The organism is Streptomyces guryensis (assembly GCF_021261325.1).
Classification (GTDB): domain Bacteria; phylum Actinomycetota; class Actinomycetes; order Streptomycetales; family Streptomycetaceae; genus Streptomyces; species Streptomyces guryensis.
Genome location: NZ_JAJSBI010000002.1, coordinates 300462 through 319155 on the forward strand (window position 1 = coordinate 300462; position 18694 = coordinate 319155).

At 70.4% G+C, this 18694-nt stretch carries 16 protein-coding genes and 1 pseudogene; 4 read left to right on the forward strand and 13 right to left on the reverse strand.

All coding sequences use genetic code 11. From position 1 onward, the window contains the following. Positions 1–6: 6 nt before the first annotated feature. From LJ657_RS05275 to LJ657_RS48055, 4 genes and pseudogenes are all read right to left on the reverse strand, one after another. The gene (locus LJ657_RS05275; protein WP_232647038.1) at positions 7–804 is read right to left on the reverse strand and encodes an ABC transporter permease; all 798 of its coding nucleotides are present in this window, start codon (positions 802–804) and stop codon (positions 7–9) included. Further along, a complete protein-coding gene (locus tag LJ657_RS05280) occupies positions 801–1757 on the reverse strand; it encodes an ATP-binding cassette domain-containing protein (RefSeq protein WP_232647039.1) in 957 nt (318 codons plus the stop codon). The genes LJ657_RS05275 and LJ657_RS05280 overlap by 4 nt, the downstream gene beginning before the upstream one ends. Before the next feature lie 145 nt (positions 1758–1902). Next, complete coding sequence (locus LJ657_RS05285; protein WP_232647040.1) at positions 1903–4029, reverse strand: ArnT family glycosyltransferase; 2127 nt, start codon at positions 4027–4029, stop codon at positions 1903–1905. 169 nt (positions 4030–4198) lie between these two features. Beyond that, positions 4199–4294: pseudogene (locus tag LJ657_RS48055) on the reverse strand (glycosyltransferase family 2 protein); the annotation flags it as partial. Positions 4295–4599: 305 nt separating this feature from the next. Here LJ657_RS48055 and LJ657_RS05295 point away from each other — a divergent pair. From LJ657_RS05295 to LJ657_RS05305, 3 genes are read left to right on the forward strand one after another with little or no spacing between them, the layout of a single operon-like run. Then, positions 4600–5757: an ABC transporter ATP-binding protein gene (locus LJ657_RS05295; protein WP_232647042.1), complete on the forward strand. Its 1158-nt coding sequence runs from the start codon at positions 4600–4602 to the stop codon at positions 5755–5757. Further along, a complete protein-coding gene (locus LJ657_RS05300; protein WP_232647043.1) occupies positions 5754–6464 on the forward strand; it encodes an ABC transporter permease in 711 nt (236 codons plus the stop codon). The genes LJ657_RS05295 and LJ657_RS05300 overlap by 4 nt, the downstream gene beginning before the upstream one ends. After that, positions 6461–7129: an ABC transporter permease gene (locus tag LJ657_RS05305; RefSeq protein WP_232647044.1), complete on the forward strand. Its 669-nt coding sequence runs from the start codon at positions 6461–6463 to the stop codon at positions 7127–7129. The genes LJ657_RS05300 and LJ657_RS05305 overlap by 4 nt, the downstream gene beginning before the upstream one ends. Before the next feature lie 75 nt (positions 7130–7204). Here the strand turns inward: LJ657_RS05305 and LJ657_RS05310 are convergent, their stop codons facing one another. The 4 genes from LJ657_RS05310 to LJ657_RS05325 are packed head-to-tail and all read right to left on the reverse strand — an operon-like array spanning position 7205 to position 11910. Then, entirely contained in the window at positions 7205–7807 is a 603-nt protein-coding gene (locus LJ657_RS05310) for a GTP-binding protein (RefSeq protein ID WP_372487806.1), read from the reverse strand. After that, positions 7794–8210 (reverse strand): DUF742 domain-containing protein, encoded by a 417-nt coding sequence (locus LJ657_RS05315; protein WP_232647045.1) that lies wholly within the window; start codon positions 8208–8210, stop codon positions 7794–7796. Before LJ657_RS05315 ends, LJ657_RS05310 begins: the two co-directional genes overlap by 14 nt. A gap of 56 nt (positions 8211–8266) precedes the next feature. Then, positions 8267–8725, reverse strand: a complete 459-nt coding sequence (locus tag LJ657_RS05320) for a roadblock/LC7 domain-containing protein (protein WP_232647046.1) — start codon at positions 8723–8725, stop codon at positions 8267–8269. Next, a complete protein-coding gene (locus LJ657_RS05325; RefSeq protein WP_232647047.1) occupies positions 8722–11910 on the reverse strand; it encodes a sensor histidine kinase in 3189 nt (1062 codons plus the stop codon). The genes LJ657_RS05320 and LJ657_RS05325 overlap by 4 nt, the downstream gene beginning before the upstream one ends. A gap of 281 nt (positions 11911–12191) precedes the next feature. On the opposite strand from LJ657_RS05325, the gene LJ657_RS05330 reads away from it, so the two are divergent. Beyond that, positions 12192–13151: an ABC transporter substrate-binding protein gene (locus tag LJ657_RS05330; RefSeq protein ID WP_232647048.1), complete on the forward strand. Its 960-nt coding sequence runs from the start codon at positions 12192–12194 to the stop codon at positions 13149–13151. 68 nt (positions 13152–13219) lie between these two features. On the opposite strand, the gene LJ657_RS05335 is transcribed toward LJ657_RS05330, so the two are convergent. The 5 genes from LJ657_RS05335 to LJ657_RS05355 form a co-directional block, all read right to left on the reverse strand. Further along, positions 13220–14626: a glycoside hydrolase family 43 protein gene (locus LJ657_RS05335; protein ID WP_232647049.1), complete on the reverse strand. Its 1407-nt coding sequence runs from the start codon at positions 14624–14626 to the stop codon at positions 13220–13222. A 154-nt stretch (positions 14627–14780) separates the two neighbouring features. Next, positions 14781–15383: a GTP-binding protein gene (locus LJ657_RS05340; protein ID WP_232647050.1), complete on the reverse strand. Its 603-nt coding sequence runs from the start codon at positions 15381–15383 to the stop codon at positions 14781–14783. Continuing rightward, positions 15370–15729: a DUF742 domain-containing protein gene (locus LJ657_RS05345; protein ID WP_232647051.1), complete on the reverse strand. Its 360-nt coding sequence runs from the start codon at positions 15727–15729 to the stop codon at positions 15370–15372. Before LJ657_RS05345 ends, LJ657_RS05340 begins: the two co-directional genes overlap by 14 nt. 1 nt (position 15730) lies before the next feature. Then, complete coding sequence (locus LJ657_RS05350; protein WP_232647052.1) at positions 15731–16162, reverse strand: roadblock/LC7 domain-containing protein; 432 nt, start codon at positions 16160–16162, stop codon at positions 15731–15733. Between the two features lie 15 nt (positions 16163–16177). Further along, a complete protein-coding gene (locus LJ657_RS05355) occupies positions 16178–18514 on the reverse strand; it encodes a sensor histidine kinase (RefSeq protein WP_232647053.1) in 2337 nt (778 codons plus the stop codon). Positions 18515–18694: the final 180 nt, after the last annotated feature.

Here is an 18694-nt window from a genome sequence, read left to right on the forward strand (position 1 = left end):
TTCCGTTCAGCTGGGGTCGCGGTCGAACAGGCGGAGCGACCACACGAAGCCGAGGACCGCGATCCCCACGCTCCACGCCACCGCCATCCAGCCGTTGTGCCCGATCCCGGTGCCGGTCAGCAGCCCGCGCACGGTCTCGATGACCGTGGTGAACGGCTGGTACTCGGCGAACCAGCGGATCCAGGAGGGCATCGAGTCGACCGGCACGAAGGTGCTGCTGACGAAGGGCAGCAGGAACGAGATCGGCAGTGGCGCGTTGCTGGCCCCCTCCGGCGTCTTGCTGAGCAGCCCCAGGGCGACCGACAGCCAGGTCAGACCGAAGACGAAGAGAACGAGCAGCCCGCCGGCCGCCAGCCACTCCAAGGGGCTCGCGTCGGGACGGAAGCCGATGGCGAGGGCGACGACGGTCACCAGGACCAGGTTGAACACCGACTGGATGACACTGCCGACCACATGGCCGACCAGGATCGACGCCCGGGATATCGCCATCGTGCGGAAGCGGGTGACGATGCCCTCGGTCATGTCCGTGCACACGGCGACCGCCGTCGGCACGCTTCCGGTGCCCGCGGTCATCAGCAGGATGCCGGGGACGAGATAGGCGAGATAGGCGGTACGGCCGCCGCCCTGGCCGATCCCGGCGCCGAGCGCGGAGCCGAAGACGTACACGAACAGGAGCAGCAGGAAGACGGGGATGAGCGCGACCTGGAGCGTCATCGAGGGGTAGCGGCGGGCGTGCAGCAGGTTGCGGCGCAGCATGGTGAGCGAGTCGCGGACGTGCGGGGTGGAGGGGACGGCGGTGGTCATCGGGCCTGCACCTTCTCGTGCTCGGGGCGGTCGGTGACCGCGAAGAAGACGTCGTCGAGGTCGGGGGTGTGCACGGTCAGGGAGTCGACGTCGACGGAGGCGCTGTCGAGGACGTCGAGCAGGGCGCGCAGGGTGTGCACGCTGCCGTCGCCCGGGACCTGGAGGGTGAGCGCCTCGTCGTCGCACAGGCCAAGGCCCAGCACCTGGGCCGCACGGGCGAGTTGAGCGGGGTCGAGGAACCGGAGCCGGACATGGCCGCCGGGGACCAGACGCTTGAGCTCGTCCGCCGTGCCCTCGGCGACGATCCGGCCGCCGTTGAGCACCGCGATGCGGTCGGCGAGCTGGTCGGCCTCCTCCAGGTACTGCGTGGTGAGGAAGACGGTGACCCCGCCGTCGACGAGATCGCGGATGATCTGCCACATGGTGTGCCGGGAGCGCGGGTCGAGGCCGGTCGTCGGCTCGTCGAGGAAGATCACCTCGGGGGAGCCGACCAGCGTCATCGCGATGTCCAGGCGACGGCGCATCCCACCGGAGTAGGCGGAGGCGGGCTTCTTCGCGGCCTCCACCAGGCCGAAGCGCTCCAGGAGTTCGGCGATGACGCGTCTGCCCTCGGGGCGGGGGAGGTGGTGCAGGTCCGCCATGAGCGCCATGTTCTCCTCGCCGGTGATCAGGTTGTCGACGGCGGAGAACTGGCCGGTGACGCCGATCGCGGTCCGTACGGCCTGCGGTGCGGCGGCGACATTGTGCCCGGCGACCCGGACCTCGCCGCCGTCGGCGCGGATCAGCGTGGAGAGGATCTGGACGGTGGTGGTCTTGCCGGCTCCGTTCGGACCGAGCAGCGCGAAGACCGTGCCGCGCGGAACGCGCAGATCGATGCCGTCGAGGACGACGTTGTCGCCGTACGCCTTGCGGAGGCCGGTGGCTTCGATGGCCGGAGGTGTCGTCGGGTTCATGTCGCAGAGCGTGCACGGGGCTGGATTCAGCGCGGCTTCACTGTGGTTTCAGTGCCCGGGCGGACCGAAACCGGGGCAGTGGAAAGGGCGGGCCGCCGGTGGGGGAGTCCGGCGGCCCGCCCGCTGTGGGTGGGGGATGTGAGGGTCAGCCGGCGTCGGAGGCGTCCAGGCGGTAGAGGCCGCTGTAGGCGCTCACGGCCGTGCCGTGCTTCTTGACCCAGGTGGAGATCTCGGAGTTGGTGGACTGGCCTCCGTCGCTGCTGACGACGACGTAGTGCAGCCTGCCCGACGTCACCAGGCTCTTGAGCTTTGCGAGCGTCATGGCGTTGTCACTGCCGGACCAGCCGCCCATCGAGATGACCGGCTGACCGGACTCCAGGATGATCGAGGACGCGGTCTGGTCGGTCGCCACCGCCACCAGCCAGGAGGCGCCGTCCTGGTGCTTCTTCAGATACGTGATCATCGCGGAGCTGACCTGACCGCCCATGCCGCCGCCCATGCCTGCGGCCGTACGACCGCTCTGCGACTCGCTGCTTCCCCTGGCGCCGGTGCTTCCCGTACCGGAGGGCGGCTGCCCCATCGACTGACCACCGGAGCTTCCCGAGCCACTCGGGGCGTTCCCGCCGGGCTTGCCGCCGCTCGTGCCCGGCGCACCGCCCTTGCTGCCGCTCGGACCGCCGCCCACGCCACCACCGCCCATACCTCCGCCGGTGTTGGGCCCAGCCGTCGGGTTGGTGCCGTTGCTGCTCGCGGTCGTCGCCGCCGAGGCGGAGTACGCGGCGGGCCCGGCGAGCAGGGCCACGATCGCCGCCAGAGCCGCGAAACCGACCAGCTTCTGCCGCTTCATGAACCGCCCGGCCAGGAGACCGAGCACCGCCGCAGCACCCGCGACCCCGACCACGACCTCCGCGACCGTGTACAGCGTTCCGGAGCCGGAGACCCGCTGGAGCAGGACGACGGCCCAGACCGAGCTGGCCGCGATCGCCGCCGGGAGGGCCCAACCCCTCCCCCACGCTCGAATACGCTCGCGCGGGGGGACCCCCGTCGCAGCCGGGCCTTCCTCGAAGGCGCGGTGGAGCATCACCCCGCCCGCACCGGCCAGCGCGGCGATACCCGGGGCCATGGCGGTGACGTAGTACGGGTGGAAGGTGCCCTCGGCCAGGGAGAAGGTCAGGTAGTGCAGGACGAACCAGCCGCCCCAGAGCATCAGAGCCGCCCGCCTGGTGTCCGTGCGCGGCGCCCGGCCGCGCAGCACCAGTCCGCCGACCAGGGCGATCGCCGCGAAGGGGATCAGCCAGGAGATCTGGCCCCCCATGATATCGTTGAACATCCGGTAGATGCCCGCGCTGCCGCCGAAGCTCGCGCCGTTGCCCTGCGAGCCCACCGACGAACTCGCGCCGAAGATACGGCCGAACCCGTTGTAGCCGATGACCAGGTCCCACACGGTGTTGTCGGTCGAACCGCCGATGTAGGGGCGGGAGGAAGCCGGGATCAGGTCGACGACCACCATCCACCAGGCGCTGGAGGCGACCAGCGCCACCGTGCCGACGGCCAGGTTGCGGATACGTCGGCCCAGGCTCGCCCGAGCCGCCCACAGGTGGACCAGGAAGAACGCGGGCAGCACGACGTAGGCCTGCATCATCTTCGTGTTGAAGGCGAAGCCGATCGCGACGCCGGACCACACCATCGGCATCAGCCGCCCGGTGCGCACCGCCTTCAGCAGTGCCGCCGCGCCCAGCAGCATCAGGAAGACCAGGATCGGGTCCGGGTTGGTGTCACGGTTGATGGCGACCGTGATGGGCGTGAGGGTGAGCGTGAGCGCGGCGATCGTGCCCGCCACGACTCCGAAGTCCCGCTTGACCAGCCGGTACAGCAGCGCGACCGAGCCCGTGCCGACGGCCACCATCGGCAGCATCAACTGCCAGGTGCCGAAGCCGAAGGCGCGGGCCGAAAGGCCCATCACCCACAGCGCGAACGGCGGCTTGTCGACCGTGATGAAGCTGCCGGAGTCCAGCGCGCCGAAGAAGAACGCCTTCCAGCTCTTGGTGCCGGAGTAGACGGCCGCGTCGTAGAAGGTGTTGCCGGTGATGGAGGAGAGGTTCCAGGCGTACAGGACCGTCGCCAGGAGCAGGATCCCCCACAGTGCGGGGCGGGCCCAGCGCGGGTCCTCGGGGGCGCCGGTGAAGAGCCTTCTGAGCCGGGTGGCGGGCGGGGCTTCGGCCCGGTGCCGGCCCTCCTGGGCGGGTGCGGGGGGCGGGGCGAGGGTCGTCATGACGCGTACTCCAGGGTTTCCAGAGAGGGGTTCGCCGGGGCGGGCAGGGCTTCGGCGGACTTTCGAGCGGCCGGCACCCGCGGTGTGGCCGTCCGCCGGGGTACGGCGACGCGGGTACGGCCGGTGAGGGTGCCGGGCGGCATCCGGCGCATGCCCATCAGGTCGTCGACAGGTCGTAGGAACGGGAGATGAACTCACGCCCGGCGCCTCGCACCACGTCCGGATGCCGGTGCGGCCGGCTGCCGATCGCGAGGCCGCTGTGCCCGTCGCGGCCCCGGCCCTCGGCCGCCAGGTGCACGGCGTGCACGTGGGGGAGGCGGAGGGTCGGGTGCCGGACGCCTCCCGCGTTCGTTTCGTTCATGGCCATGACCATCGGGGCCCCGCCTGTGGGATCGCTGAGCGGGTACTGAGCGAAGGGTGAGAATCAGCGGACTCACAGGTCGGTCACAGTCGGGTGAGGACGGATCCCAAGGCTGGGGCCGGATCTGGCCAAACTCCCGAAGGAAAACGCGAAACACAGGCGGTCTAGACTCGGCCTGCAACGGCCCAGACCGAAGGGTGTTCGGCGTCTTGATACGCATAGATTCAGTCACCAAGCGCTACCCCGACGGCACCGTCGCGGTCGACAACCTCTCATTGGAGATACCCGACCGCTCGATCACTGTCTTCGTCGGACCGTCCGGCTGCGGCAAGACGACGACCCTGCGGATGATCAACCGGATGATCGAGCCGAGCGAGGGCACGATCACCCTCGACGGCAAGGACATCACCCAGCAGCCGGTCAACACACTGCGGCGGTCCATGGGTTACGTCATCCAGAACGCCGGCCTCTTCCAGCACCGCACGATCGTCGACAACATCGCCACGGTGCCCCGGCTGCTCGGCTGGAGCAAGGACAGGGCGCGGGCGCGGGCCCGGGAGCTGATGGAGCGGGTGGGGCTGGACGGCGCGCTCGCCAAGCGGTACCCGTACCAGCTGTCCGGAGGCCAGCAGCAACGCGTCGGTGTGGCGCGGGCGCTGGCCGCGGATCCGCCCGTGCTGTTGATGGACGAGCCGTTCTCGGCCGTCGACCCCGTGGTGAGGAAGGGGCTGCAGGACGAACTGCTCCGAATACAGGGGGAGTTGGGCAAGACCATCGTCTTCGTCACCCATGACATCGACGAGGCCGTCAAGATCGGCACCATGGTCGCCGTGATGCGCACCGGCGGTCACCTCGCGCAGTTCGCGCCGCCCGCCGAGCTGTTGTCCAGCCCCGCGGACGCGTTCGTCGAGGACTTCCTCGGCGCGGACCGCGGCATCCGGCGGCTGTCGTTCTTCTCCTCCGCCGGACTCGACCTGCTGACCTCCCCCGTCGTGGCCGTCGACGCCACCGCCGAGCAGATCGCCGAGCGCGGCGCGAACGACGTGCCGTACCTGCTCGTCATCGGTGCGGACGGCAGGCCGCTCGGCTGGAGCGAGCCGGGCGCCCTGACCGCCGGGGACATCGACCCGTCCCGGCTCCTCGCTCACGGCCGCCCCTTCGAGCACGGCAAGGACTCGCTGCGTGCCGCGCTCGACTGCGCCGTGCTCTCGCCCACCGGGTGGGCCGTCGCGGTAAGTGCCGACGGCCGGGTCGCGGGCGTCGTCTCGCAGCAGACCATCGGCGAGGCGATCCGCGCCGCCCACGCCGAGGGTCGCACCGACGCACGCGACTCCGGCGACGCCGGCGACGCGAAGGTCGCGGGATGAGCGGCGGCCTCTTCGACATCCCGAGCGACCTGCAGAACACGTACTGGGGTCTGGTCGGGCTGCATCTGCGCGAGGCCCTGATCCCGGTCGTGGTCGGACTGGTCGTGGCGCTGCCCATCGCCCAGCTGTGCGTGCGGCTGCGCTGGCTGTACCCGCCCGTCCTGTGGGTCACGACGATCCTGTACGCGATCCCGTCCCTCGCCTTCTTCGTCGTCCTCATCGACTACACCGGCCAGACCGAGACGACGGTGATGATCCCGCTGGGCGTCTACAGCCTGGTGGTGTTCGTCCCGGCGATCGTCGACGGCGTCCGGTCCGTCCCGCAGGAGACCCTCGACGCGGCCACGGCGATGGGCCTCGGACCCGTACGCCGGTACTTCCAGGTCCAGTTGCCCATCGCCGCGCCCGCGATCATCGCCGGACTGCGGGTCGCGACCGTCTCCAGCATCTCCCTCGTCAGCGTCGGCATGCTGATCGGCAACCAGGGCGGCCTGGGCAACCTGCTCAACGACGGCATGATCTACCACCAGCCGCGCCTGATCTGGCTGTCCGTGGTCGGCACCGCCGTCCTCGCCATCCTCGCGGACGCCCTGCTGGTTCTCCTGCGCGTGCTCGTCACGCCCTGGATGCCGCGTGGCAACCGCAGGTCCCGTCCCGTCGACGAACCCGAACCCATGCAGGCCGCACTGGAGGACGCCGTCCGATGAACGTCCTCCACTTCATCAACGCCTTCTTCGGCGACAGCGCCCACTGGCACGGCTACGACGGCATCCCCACCCGGCTGCGCGAGCACATCCAGTACTCGCTGACCGCGCTCGCGATCGCCGCCGCCATCGGCCTGCCGGTCGGCCTGCTCACCGGTCACACCGGGCGCGGCGGCAACACGGTGGCGTTCATCGCCACCGCCGGCCGGGCCCTGCCCAGCTTCGGCCTGCTGGTGCTCATGTTCGTACTGCTCGGCCTCGGCCTGACCCCGGTGATGATCCCCCTGGTCGTCCTCGCCGTCCCGCCGATCCTCGTCACCACGTACGAGGCGGTGCGCTCCGTCGACCCGTCCCCGGTGGACGCGGCCCGCGGCATGGGCATGGCCGAGCCCCGCATCCTCTTCCAGGTCGAACTCCCGGTCGCCCTCCCACTGATCCTCAGCGGCCTGCGCTCGGCGGCCATCCAGATCGTGTCGACGGCCACCATCGCCGCGTATGTCTCTCTTGGCGGTCTTGGGCGGTACATCGTCGATGGTCTCTACCAGCGCAACTACGAGAAGGTGGTGGGTGGGGCGACCCTGGTTGCCGTGCTGGCGCTGGTGACACTCGGGTTCTTCTGGGCGGTGGCGCGGTTCACCGTGTCAGCGGGGGTGCGGCGCAGCAACTAGGCCGTGTTGAACCCGCGGGCCGGTGGGGGCTGGTCGCGTAGTTCCCCGCGCCCCTTACGGGGCGCGGTCCTGCCGTCAGCCCTGGGTGCGCGCCAACGCCAACTCCAGTACGACGAGCAGGGCGTCCCGGACCGAGCCCCGCTCCCGGGCGTCGAACACGACAACCGGCACACCGTCGGAGACATCCAGCGCCCAGCGGACCTCGTCCAGTCCGTGCTCGACCTTCCCGTCGAAGGCGTTGACGGCGACGGCGAACGGGATCTGCCGGTGCTCGAAGTAGTCGACGGCGGCGTAGCAGTCGTCCAGGCGGCGGGTGTCCACGATGACGAGGCCGCCGACCGAGCCCTCCACGATGTCGTCCCACATGAAGCCGAACCGCTCCTGGCCGGGCGTGCCGAACAGATACAGCTTCAGCGTCGGGTCGATGGTGATGCACCCGAAGTCCATCGCCACCGTGGTCGTCGTCTTGCGCGGGGTGTGGCTCAGGTCGTCCACGCCCGCCGCGACCTCCGTGATGGCGGCCTCGGTGGTCAGCGGCTCGATCTCGGAGATCGCACCCACGGCGGTGGTCTTGCCCACGCCGAAACCGCCCGCGATCACCATCTTGACCGGCAGCGGCGGTCGTACGGCGGCCCCCTGGTCGGCCGGGGCGAGGGTGGCCGGTTCAGTCGCTGTCACGCAGTACCCCTCGGGAGTTCGGGATGGCGCGGAGGCCATCGATCACCCTGCGCAGGACGGATGCGTCGTGGGTGACGTCGACGTCGGGCACATACACCGTCAGATGCCCGGCGGCGCGCAGGTCCTCGGCGAGGACCCGCACGACGTTGAGGTGCAGCCGCAGCCGGGCCGCCAGTTCCGCGACGGACTGCGGCAGCCGGCAGGCGGCGACGATGTCGTGCTGCTCGAAGGAGAGCCCGTCGAGCACGGCGAGACCCTCGGCGGTGGCCACCACCTGGGTCTCGACCGGCATCGGCCGGCCGGACGCCGTCGGCGCCACCCGGCCGGCGGTGACCAGGAACGGCCGTACGGCGGGGGCCGGGCCGACCGGGTCCGGGTCCGGAGGTGGGGAGGCGTCCGCCATGGGTGAAGTCTTCCTCCTCGACCGGGCCCGTGAGCCTGTGTCCGGGTGGCGACCGGTCAGCGTGCCGACGCGGCGCCGACGCTGTTCTTGAGCTGGAGCACGAGCTGCGGGTTGAGGGCGCTGCCGGCCCGGTTGGCGAACAGGGTCATCTCGTAGGCGATGTTGCCCAGCTTGGCCTCCTTGTCGGTGACGACGCCGAGGACGGCGCCGCTGCCGATCGCGGAGACCAGGACATGGCCGCCCTCCAGGTCGATGATGACCTTGTTGAGGCCGCCCAGGCCGTAATTGCCGGACGCGCCGGCGGCCAGGCTGGTGATGCCGGAGACGATCGCGGCCAGCCGTTCGGAGTCGGCGGGTTCGCGCAGCTCGGACACGGCGATGAGCAGCCCGTCGGAGGACACCGCGATGGCGTCGACGACGCCTGCGGTCTCGGTGGCGAAACGGTTGAGCAGCCAGGTGAAGTCGGCTGCGGCGGCCTGCAGTTCGGCGGGCGTGGCGCCAGTCGGCGTACTCACTGCTCGGCTCCTTCCGGGAGGTGGTTCTGGTCGTGCGGGTCGGTGGTCGTCGGCCGGCCGGCGGCGGCGCTGTCGCGGTGCGCCCGCGCCACGGCCGCCTCGAACTCGTCGAGAGCGTCCCGCACGGCGTTCGCATCGGCGAGCCGCGGGGCCTGCCGCGCCGCCTGCTGGGCGGCGGCGTCGACGGTCGTACGCAGAGTGGCACCGCGGACGCGGCGACGCAGGGGGCGCGAGGAGCCGTCCCCGGCCGGGGCGGACAGCGCTGTCTCACCGGGGGTGACCTGGGAAGACGATACCTCTGGTACAACCCCCGAAGGGTGGCCGGGGGTTGGTTCATCGACCGGCGAGCGACCCGCCCCCCTGGAGGCCTCGGCACGGGTCCGGGGGACGAACGGGGCCTGTCCGGAGCCGTATGAGGAGGGGTGGGGAGACGTGGCATCCACCGCCGTGCCCAGGACGGGAGTTGTCGCACCCGCCCCTGCACCCGGCGCGGGCGCGCTCGGCGCCTCGCCCGCCGCCGGGCCCGTGGCGGGTGCGGTCGGTGTTGCGCCCGTGCCCGTGGCTGGTGCGGTAGCGGCCGGTGTCTCCCCCGTGACGGGGGCGGCCGGCGCCTGGCCTACGGCAGTGCTCGGCACGGTTGCAGCAGGCGTTGCGCCCGTGCCTGTGGCGGCCGGTGCGGTACGTACGTCGTCCGGTGTCGACCACCTGGTGGCTGCGGCCGGTGTCGTGTCCGCGCCTGCGCCCGACTCGACATCCGCCGCCGTGTCCGAGGCGGGTGTGGCCGGTGTCGCGTCCGGGGCCGAGCCGGAAGCGGGTGCGCTTGTCGCCGCGGCGAGTGTGGTGCCTGGTGCCGGCGCGGTGGGTGCTTCGTCTGCCGCCGTGCCGGTGGCGGGTGCGCTCGGTGCCGTGCCAGGGGTGGGTGCGCCGGGCGCCATGTCCGCTGCCGTGCCCGGCGCGGGTGCGGCAGAGGCGGCCTCCTCGGCCGCAGTGGCCGCGGACGGAGTCTCGGCAGGGTCCGTCTCCCGGCGGGGCACCCGGCGCGGGAGCGGGCCGGGGTGGCCGTGGCGCGTGGCCAGGTCCGACGGCCCGGCGGCTTCGGTGACGGCGGCGGACCGGCGCGGGCCGGAGACGGTACCGGACACGCTGGGCGCGGGCGGTTCGCCGGATCCCCGGCCGGCCGGACCCGCCGTCACTTCGCCCCGGTCTCCCGTGGCACCGACCGGACTCATCGTCAGCAGCAGCGACGACGGGACCGTCACCTCCGCCGTCATGCCGCCGCCCGGTGTACGGGACAGCAGAACACTGACGTCCCAGCGGCGTGCCAGGGTGCCGACCACGAACAGGCCGAGCACCTTCGTCGGTACCACGTCCAGCCGCTCGCGGCGGATCAGCCGGGCGTTCTCCTCGGCGAGCCGCTCGGCGCTCATGCCGAGGCCGTGGTCGGAGATCACGATGGAGGCACCGCCCGAGAGGGCCGCCTCCTCGCCGGTGGTGTCCCGGACGTACACCTCGACCGGGCTGCCCGCGGGCGAGAACGACACGGCGTTCTCCAGGAGCTCGGCCACCATCAGCGTCAGGTCGCCGATGATGTCGGGCTCCACCATGACCTCGGTGCGCGCGTGCAGCCGTACCTGCTGGAAGCCCTCGATCTGCCCGAGCGCGGCGCGTACGACGTTGGTGAGCGCGGTCGGCCCGGCGTCGAGGACCGTCTCACGGATACCGGCCAGCAGCATCAGGCTGTCTGCGTTGCGGCGCAGTCGGACGGCGATGTGGTCGATGGAGTAGAGGCGTTCGAGGAGGGCCGGGTCGGTCTCACCGCGCTCCACCGCGTCGATCAGGGCAAGCTGACGAGTCGTCAGGTTGCTGACGCGGCGGCCGACGTTGCCGAACATCTCGGCGACGTTGCGGCGGCTGAGCACCTGCCGTTCCAGCAGCGCGATCGCGGTGGTCTGCACGCGGTTGAACACCTCGGCCAGCTCGCCGATCTCGTCGTCCGCGGTGGCCGGCATCTCGCGCAGCTTCGGCGGGCTGACGTCCTCGGCGTCGTCGTCGGCCACCCGGGCCAGTTCCCGGCCCGCCACCTCGGCGACCTCCTGCGCGGCGCCGGTGAGGGCCTGCACCGGCCGGACCACCGACCGGCGCACCAGCACCGAGAAGGCGAGCCACAGGACGAAGCCGAGCAGAGCCCCGGCCAGCAGCAGACCCGCGCGCCACCAGGCCTCGGTGGAGGCATGGTCGGCGCCGTCGGCGATCTGGCCGATGAGCGACGAGGTGATCTTCAGCCGGGCCGCGGCCTGTTCCGGGTAGGCGGGATACTCGCTCAGGGCGGTCTGGAACGCGGCCTTGATCTCCGCCGGCGTGCTGGCCTGCAGGGTGCTGGGGGCGACCTGGAGCTCGGCGTACGCCTCGGCGATGGCCTGCTGGGCGCCGGTGTGCTCGATGCCGGAGAGCTCGTCGGCCTGCTGCTCGGTGGCGAACCGGGAGAAGCGTTCGGCCTGGTTGGTGTAGAGCTGGTAGGCGCCGACCGCGGTCGTGAACTCGATCTGCGCGTTCGTGTCACCGGTCGTCGCGGAGAACACTCCGCTCTCGAAGGAACCGTGCGCCGCGTCGGCGCGCAGCAGCGAGTCCAGCAGGTTCCCGGTGAACGTGGCCGCCAGCTCCGCGTTGCGGTCGAGGCCCAGACCGGCGATCGCGGTCCTGGCTGCGTTGTCGTAGGCCGGGTCGATGTTGCTCGCGGGCAGATAGCCCTGCTCGACCGTCCCGCGCAGGCTGGTGAGGCCCTCGACCTCCTTCAGCGCCTGCGCCTCGCTGTCCGGCAGCGCGTCGCCGAAGGACTCGCGCACCTTGGCGATCTGCGTGTCGACCGCGTCCTGCGCCTTGCGGTAGGCGGTGAGCGTGGACTGGACTCCGCGGCCTCCGGCCTCGTAGCGCACGGAGAGCAGGATCGCCAGCTGGTGCTCGCTCTCCAGGCCGTTGACCAGCGAGGCCACCTGCTCGCTGTTGCGCACGAGATCCGCCGCGGATGCCGCGTCCCGCGCCTGGCCCACCTGGCCGGCGATGAGATAGGAGAGCAGGGCGGCCACCACCGCCAGCGGTACACCGACGAGGAGGTTGAGCTTGCGGCGGAACGACCACCGGTCGGCGAAGCCCCGTATGCCGGCCACCGGGCCTCCTTCATGGTTCATGCGGGGGTCTCAAAGCTTGCGACCATGCGGAGTGACCGATTCTGATCGCCAACTGCGTGGAGACTATCGCCTCATTGAACGATCAAGCACGTTGCCCTCAGTCAAGAATCCATTACAAAGAGCCTCCGGTTCGGCCCCTCTCCGTTTACACGGCATTCACAACTGATCACGCATCGACGCCAATTGGTGACCGGGCTGCTCTTGACTGAGTGAGAACCGGCTGGATTGGATCAGTTCCAGAGCTTGCTTCTCATCAATCCCCAAGGTCCGGAACGGGAATCGTGACTTCCAACGCCCCACGCAGCAGGTCCATCAGGAGCTATCCCGCGGCGGCCGTCGCGCTTGCCGCGACCACGGCCCTGCTGGCGGGATGTGGCTCCTCAGACGGCAACAAGTCCTCCGACCCGCTCCAGGGTGGGGGGTCCGACGGCAAGACCGTCGTCGTCGGCTCGAACAACTTCCCCGAGAGCATCCTGCTCGCCGACATCTACGGCGAGGCCCTCAAGGCCAAGGGTGTCAAGGTCACCTACAAGCCGAACATCGGCAGCCGCGAGACGACGTACGGGCTGCTGAAGAACGGCTCCATCACCGTGCTTCCGGAGTACAACGGCGCGCTGCTGGCCTATCTCGACCCCAAGGCCGCGCCGAAGACCGTCGAGGCGACCACCGCTGCCATCGAGGCCAAGCTGGACTCCAAGCTGACGCTCCTCGACCCCGCCGCCGCGCAGAACAGGGACTCGGTCACGGTCAACAAGGCCACCGCCGACAAGTACAAGCTGACGTCCCAGTCCAGCATCGCGGACCTCAAGGGCATCGTGAAGGGCCTCACCATCGGCGCCTCGCCGGAGTTCCAGACCCGGCAGCAGGGCCTGGTCGGTCTGAAGTCCGTATACGGACTGGAGTTCGAGAGCTTCAAGGCGCTCGACGCGGGCGGCCCGCTCACCCTGGCGGCGCTGAAGAAGAACACCGTGCAGGTCGCGGACATCTTCACCACGGACCCGAGCATCACCAAGGAGAAGTTCGTGGTCCTCCAGGACCCGAAGAACCTCTTCGGCTTCGAGAACGTGCAGCCGCTCGTCTACAAGAGCGGTCTGTCCTCGGCGGGCACCGCCGCGCTCAACGCGGTCTCGGCCAAGCTCGACACCAAGTCCCTGCTCGAACTGGACACCCAGGTCCAGCTTGAGAACAAGGACCCGCTGGATGTCGCCAAGGCCTGGCTGAAGTCGGCCGGTCTGGTCTGACCTCGGACGAACGCGATGCGGGCGCCTCCACTGTGGGGGCGCCCGCGTCGTCGTATGCGCGGGTTCGCTCAGTAGCCGACGTAGAAGGTCGCGTCCTGCTTGTCGGTGGTGGTCGAGATGGGGTCGATACGCAGAACGAAGTCGGAGTGGCGGATGTACCGGGTCGGGTTGTTGTACGAGCGGAAGGATGACCAGGAGGAGTCGGCCAGCCCGGCGGTCCGGTAGAACGTGGCGTCCGCGGCGAACGTCGACGTGCCGTCGTTGACGTCGAGCTGGAGCGCGTAGTTGTAGTGCCGCAGGTAGCGGGTGGGGTAGTTGACCGACTGGAAGGACACCCCTGAGCTGTCGGCGAGGCCCGGCACCAGCTTCCACTGGGAGTCGGTGTACGGGTCGAAGGCGTACTCGTCGATCCGGCCGACGTAGTCGCAGTGGCGGACGTAACGGGCCGGGTAGTTGTAGGACTTGAGGCGGTTCCAGGCGGGCGTGCCCCACTTGGCGAGCAGGTTGTCGTACTCGGTCGAGGTGATCGGCTGGATGCCGCAGTGCTTGGAGTTGAGCGGCTGGGTGTAGGTCTTCTGGTCGAGGGCCGTCCAGGTGCCGGCGGCCAGGCTGCTGGTCTGCCAGGCGTAGAAGACCCCGTTCGGCGACCAGGTGTCGCCCCACAGGTACCAGGTGGAGCTCGACGTCAGGGACTTGACCAGAGTCGGGGCCTCGGTGCCGTTGTGCGAGACGGCCGTGCTGAACTCGGTGAAGCTGCCCGGGTTCAGTGAGGTGGAGCGGGCGCCGACCAGCGTCGAGTTCTTCTTGAAGTAGAGGTAGTTGACGCCGTTCACGCCGATCGCCAGGTCGCCGTCGATGACGTCGTAACCGGGGTCGAAGAAGACCTGTGGGCTGCCCGCGGTCACGAAGTCGCCGGTGTAGTTCACCATGATCACGTTGTGGCCGCTGGAGTTCACGGCCGAGTAGATCACGCCGTACGTGCCGCGGCTCGCGTCCCAGTAGGCCTCGGGCGCCCAGCTGTGGGTGTTCATGTCGTGCAGCTTCATCCGCCGGTAGCCGGTGAAGGTGCGCAGGTCGGTGGAGTCCCAGACGTGGATGTACTGGCTGACGTACGTCCAGTCGGTGCCCTTGAGGTCGGTGGCGAGGACGACGAAGGTGCCGTCCTGCTTGCGCAGGACGAAGGGGTCGCGCAGGCCGAGGGAGCCCTCGGTGGGGGTGGCGACGGGGTTGTTCTGGTTCAGCGGGGTCCACTGCAGACCGTCGGGGCTGACGGCCAGGTGCAGGCCGTAGTTGGCGGCCAGCATGTTCGGCGACTCGGTGAAGTAGCACATGACATACGCCGAATTGGTGGCGGCCCGCGCGGTGCCCGCGCCCAGGGCCAGCGCACCGGTGGCGGCCAGCGGGACGGTCGCCGCCATGCCGAGGAAGGAGCGGCGGGAGGGGCGGGGGTGCTCGGGGTGCGGCGTCGCGTTCATTCGTGCTCCAGGGGGGCGTGCGGGGGTGCCCGGCGAGGTTGATCGAAGGTCGAGTTGGCCGATATTTCGAACCAAGTTCGGTAAATCGATCAGAAGTTAAGGATGTGGCGCGTGTGCGTCAATGAAGCGGTCGCGCTTGGCTGGATCTCGCCGTTCACTTGTCCGTTCGCGGTGCGGCACCTGTGTGGACCGCCACCGCGATCAACTGGTCGATCAGGGCGATCAGTACGTCCCGGGACGAGTCCCGCTCGCGTGCGTCGCACAGCAGCACCTGGACGTGGTCCGGGAGGGCGAGGGCCTCACGGATCTCGTCGGGCGGGTAGGGATGGTCGCCGTAGAAGCCGTTGACGCCCACCACGAAGGGGATGCCCCGGCGTTCGAAGAAGTCGATGGCGGCGAAGCTGGTCTCCGGGCGGCGGACGTCGATGAGGACGACCGCGCCCAGGGCGCCCAGGGCGAGGTCGTTCCACATGAACCAGAAGCGCTGCTGGCCGGGAGTGCCGAAGAGGTACAGGACGAGGTCGCTGCCTATGGTGATGCGGCCGAAGTCCAGGGCCACGGTGGTGGCCCGCTTCTCCTCGATGCCGTCCAGGTCGTCCACGCCCAGACCGGCGGCGGTCAGCGGCTCCTCCGTGCGCAGCGGCGCGATCTCGCTGACCGAGCCGACCATGGTGGTCTTGCCGACGCCGAAGCCACCGGCGATCAGGATCTTCACCGTGTCGGGCGCCGCCCGGGTGATGACGTCAGAGCCGGCCAAGGCCGTCCCTCACTTTCTGCAGCAGGTCCAGGTCTTCCGGTTGACAGGAGACGGGGTGCGGGGCGCGGGCGGTGATACGGCCGCTCTCCAGCAGATCGCAGAGCATGATCACGACCACGCTCACCGGCAGGTCGAGCAGTGCGGCGAGCTCCGCGACGGCGATCGGCTCGGCGCAGCGGCGCAGGATGCGCTGGTGCTCGGGCTGCGGCCGGGTGGCCCAGGTCGGCGGCGGGTCCACCGCGGTCACCGTCGTGATGAGCGTGAAGTCGGCACGGCTGGGCCGGGTCCGTCCGCCGGTCAGCGCGAACAGCCGTACCAGGCGGCCGTCCGTGTCGCCTCCGCTCACCTCACGCGCCGGACTCGACGGTCGGGCCGAGGCCCGCCCGCGGTGCCGCGCTGAGGTGCTCGCCGATCTTCTTCACCAGCATGTTCATCTGATACGCCACCACGCCGACGTCCGCACCCTGACTGGTGAGGACGACGAGATGGGCGCCCGGGCCGGCCGAGGTCAGTATCAGATAGCTGTGCGCCATCTCGATCAGCGCCTGCCGCACCGGGCCGCCGCGGAAGTCCATGCTGACGCCCTTGCTCAGGCTCATCAGACCGGACGCGGTGGCCGCCAGCCGCTCGGCGTCGTCCCGCAGGAACCCCGTGGACTTGCTGACGACCAGCCCGTCCTCGGAGAGCACCACGGCGTGGTTCACCTCGGCGACCCGCTCCACGAGTCCGGTCAGCAACTGGTCCAGCTGGGTATGGGTGGCTGGGATGGGGCGTGTCATGGCGGTGTTCCTTCGTCAGCGGTCGGCGGGCGGAGTCGAGGGGACGGTCGTGCCTTCTTCGGCCAGGTGCGCACCCGTCTCCCGAGTGACGGGTGCGTCCTCCTGGCCCTGGTCGTACTGCGTCTGTGTGTCGTCGTCACGCGCCTGGAGCGTGCCGCGCTGGAAACCGGCGAGCGAGGAAGCGGCCCGCTCGGCGGTGAACTCCTCGGCGTGGCCGTGCTGTTCGTCGCCGGGCGCGTCCTCGCGCAGCTCGGCGGCCAGGCTGGTCTGGGGGACGCGCCGGGGCAGCGGGGCGAGGCCGTCGCGCCGGGCGGCGGGCGCGGCGGCGGGGCGAGGCTCCCGTACGGGCCGAGCGGGCTCCTGCGCGGTCGGCGGCCCGTCCACGGCGGGGGTGTCCTCGGAAGGGGCGGGGACCGGCTCCCGTACGACGATCTCGTGCGGGAGCAGCACGATCGCCGTCGTTCCGCCGTACGGCGACGGGCGCAGGGTGACCGCGATGCCGTGCCGGGTGGCGAGGCGGGCGATCACGAACATGCCGAGCCGGAGGTCGTCGGCCAGCGCCACCACGTCGAACTGCGGCTCCACCGCCAACTGCGCGTTGAAGGAGGCGTAGTCCCCCTCCGGCAGCCCTAGGCCGCGGTCCTCGACCTCGATCGCCAGGCCCTTGGCGACCAGCGCGGCCCGCACCCCGACCGGGGCCGGCGCGGGCGAGTACGCCGTCGCGTTGTCGATGAGCTCGGCCAGCAGGTGGATCACGTCGGCCACCGCGGGCGGCGCGATGTACACGTCCTCGTCGGTGTGCACCTCGACCCGCTGGTACTCGGCGACCTCGCCGACGGCGCTGCGCAGGATGTCGATCAGCGCGACCGGCTCGCGCCAGCTGCGCCGCGGCTGCTCGCCACTGATGATGACCAGGTTCTCCTCGTAGCGGCGCAACTGGCTGGCCGTGGAGTCCAGTTCGTACAGGCCCTTGAGGACGTCCGGGTCAAAGTGGCTGCGCTCCAGCGCGTCCAACTTGGTGAGCTGCAGGTTGACCAGGTTCTGGCTCTGCCGGGCGATGCCGAGGATGACCTTCTGGAAGCCGCGCCGGGTGTCGGCGAGTTCGACCGCCGTATGGACCGCCGTGCGCTGCGCCTTGTTGAACGCCCGCGCCACCTGGCCGAGTTCGTCCCGGCCGTAGTCCAGCGGCGGGGTCGCCAGGTCCGCGTCGACCTTCTCGCCCCGGTCCAGGCGGGCCACGACGTCCGGCAGCCGCTCCTCGGCCAGGCTCAGGGTGGCCTCCCGCAGGCCGCGCAGCCGCCGCGACAGGGAGCGGGTGATCCGCCAGGACATGCCCACGCAGAGCAGGAGCGCGATCAGTCCGCCCGCGCTCAGCGAGGCGGCGGTGAGCAGCAGGCTGTCGGCCTTGTCGGCGCTCCGGTCGAGCAGCCCGGACGTCTGGTTCTCGATCAGCCGCGAGTACTCGTCGCCGACCCTGCTGAACGCGGCCGCCCACTGCTTCTGCTGCTGCTTCGCGTCGGGCAGCGGGACCTTGCCGCCGGCAGCGGACGACCGGGCCGCGAGCACCTGGTCCTCGATGTGCTGCAGGGTCTGCCACTCGGGGCTCTGCAGAATCCGCTCGGTCTCGGTCTTGGTGCTGCCCTGCAACGAGGGGACGATCTGGTCCTCGACGAGCCAGCGCCGGGTGTTCACGAGCTGCGCGATTGTCTCCCACGTCTTCTCGTCGAGGTGCCCGTTCGGCCAGGCCAGGGTGAGCTGGGTGTCCTCCTGGGAGGTCAGCTCCGCCGCGTGCTCCAGCGCGACGAGCGGGCCGGCCTGCGAGGTGAGGTCGCCGTCGTCGACCTGGGAGAGCTCCTGGAAGGCGTGTATCTGGTCGTCGATGATCGAGCTGTACTGGTCCAGCGCCTGCGCCGCGGTGATGTCGGTGGGGTTGTCGACCTGGCCCCGGTAGTACTCCAGGCTGCCCACCGAGCCGAGGACCGAGTACAGCCGGTCCGAGATGCGCGCGGGTGCCTTCCTGATCGCGTCGGACTGGCCGACCAGCTTCGCGACCGCCTTGTCGGTCTCCTTGCGCTGTGTGTCCAGCGCGGCCCTGGAGCCGCGCGGGTCGTGGGCGAGCCAGGCCGCCGACAGGCTGCGCTCCCGCTGCAGCGCGAGTGTCGCGTCGGTGCCCATGGCCCCCGTCGACCGGCTCAGTTCCGTCTGCCCGCGCAGCCGCAGCCCCTCGTCGAAGGTCTGCGTGGTCGTCAGGGCCCACATCGCGGCGAGGGTGACGCTGGGCACCAGCGCCAGCAGGATCAGGGAGAGACGTATGGAGCCGAGACGGCGCCGGGCACCTGTCCGTGGAGACATCGTCGTCCTAGGCGGTCAGCGGAGCGGAGGGGGAAACAGGGGAGTGGCCGTGAGCGGGGAGAGAAGGGGTGCACAGGATGCTATCCGTACAAGTGACCGCACGTGCCGCAGGTCCCCGAATCTTTCGAGACGTTGATGTACATCGGGACATCGCTGTACGAAGTGTCGCTCGGCGTTCGG

Excerpts from the sequence above, each read along its gene's own strand:
- LJ657_RS05325 (WP_232647047.1), bottom strand. The coding sequence starts at position 11,910 with ATGAACCATGAAGGAGGCCCGGTGGCCGGCATACGGGGCTTCGCCGAC.
- LJ657_RS05315 (WP_232647045.1), bottom strand. The coding sequence starts at position 8,210 with ATGGCGGACGCCTCCCCACCTCCGGACCCGGACCCGGTCGGCCCGGCC.
- LJ657_RS05305 (WP_232647044.1), top strand. The coding sequence starts at position 6,461 with ATGAACGTCCTCCACTTCATCAACGCCTTCTTCGGCGACAGCGCCCAC.
- LJ657_RS05280 (WP_232647039.1), bottom strand. The coding sequence starts at position 1,757 with ATGAACCCGACGACACCTCCGGCCATCGAAGCCACCGGCCTCCGCAAG.
- LJ657_RS05275 (WP_232647038.1), bottom strand. The coding sequence starts at position 804 with ATGACCACCGCCGTCCCCTCCACCCCGCACGTCCGCGACTCGCTCACC.
- LJ657_RS05355 (WP_232647053.1), bottom strand. The coding sequence starts at position 18,514 with ATGTCTCCACGGACAGGTGCCCGGCGCCGTCTCGGCTCCATACGTCTC.
- LJ657_RS05335 (WP_232647049.1), bottom strand. The coding sequence starts at position 14,626 with ATGAACGCGACGCCGCACCCCGAGCACCCCCGCCCCTCCCGCCGCTCC.
- LJ657_RS05300 (WP_232647043.1), top strand. The coding sequence starts at position 5,754 with ATGAGCGGCGGCCTCTTCGACATCCCGAGCGACCTGCAGAACACGTAC.
- LJ657_RS05285 (WP_232647040.1), bottom strand. The coding sequence starts at position 4,029 with ATGACGACCCTCGCCCCGCCCCCCGCACCCGCCCAGGAGGGCCGGCAC.
- LJ657_RS05350 (WP_232647052.1), bottom strand. The coding sequence starts at position 16,162 with ATGACACGCCCCATCCCAGCCACCCATACCCAGCTGGACCAGTTGCTG.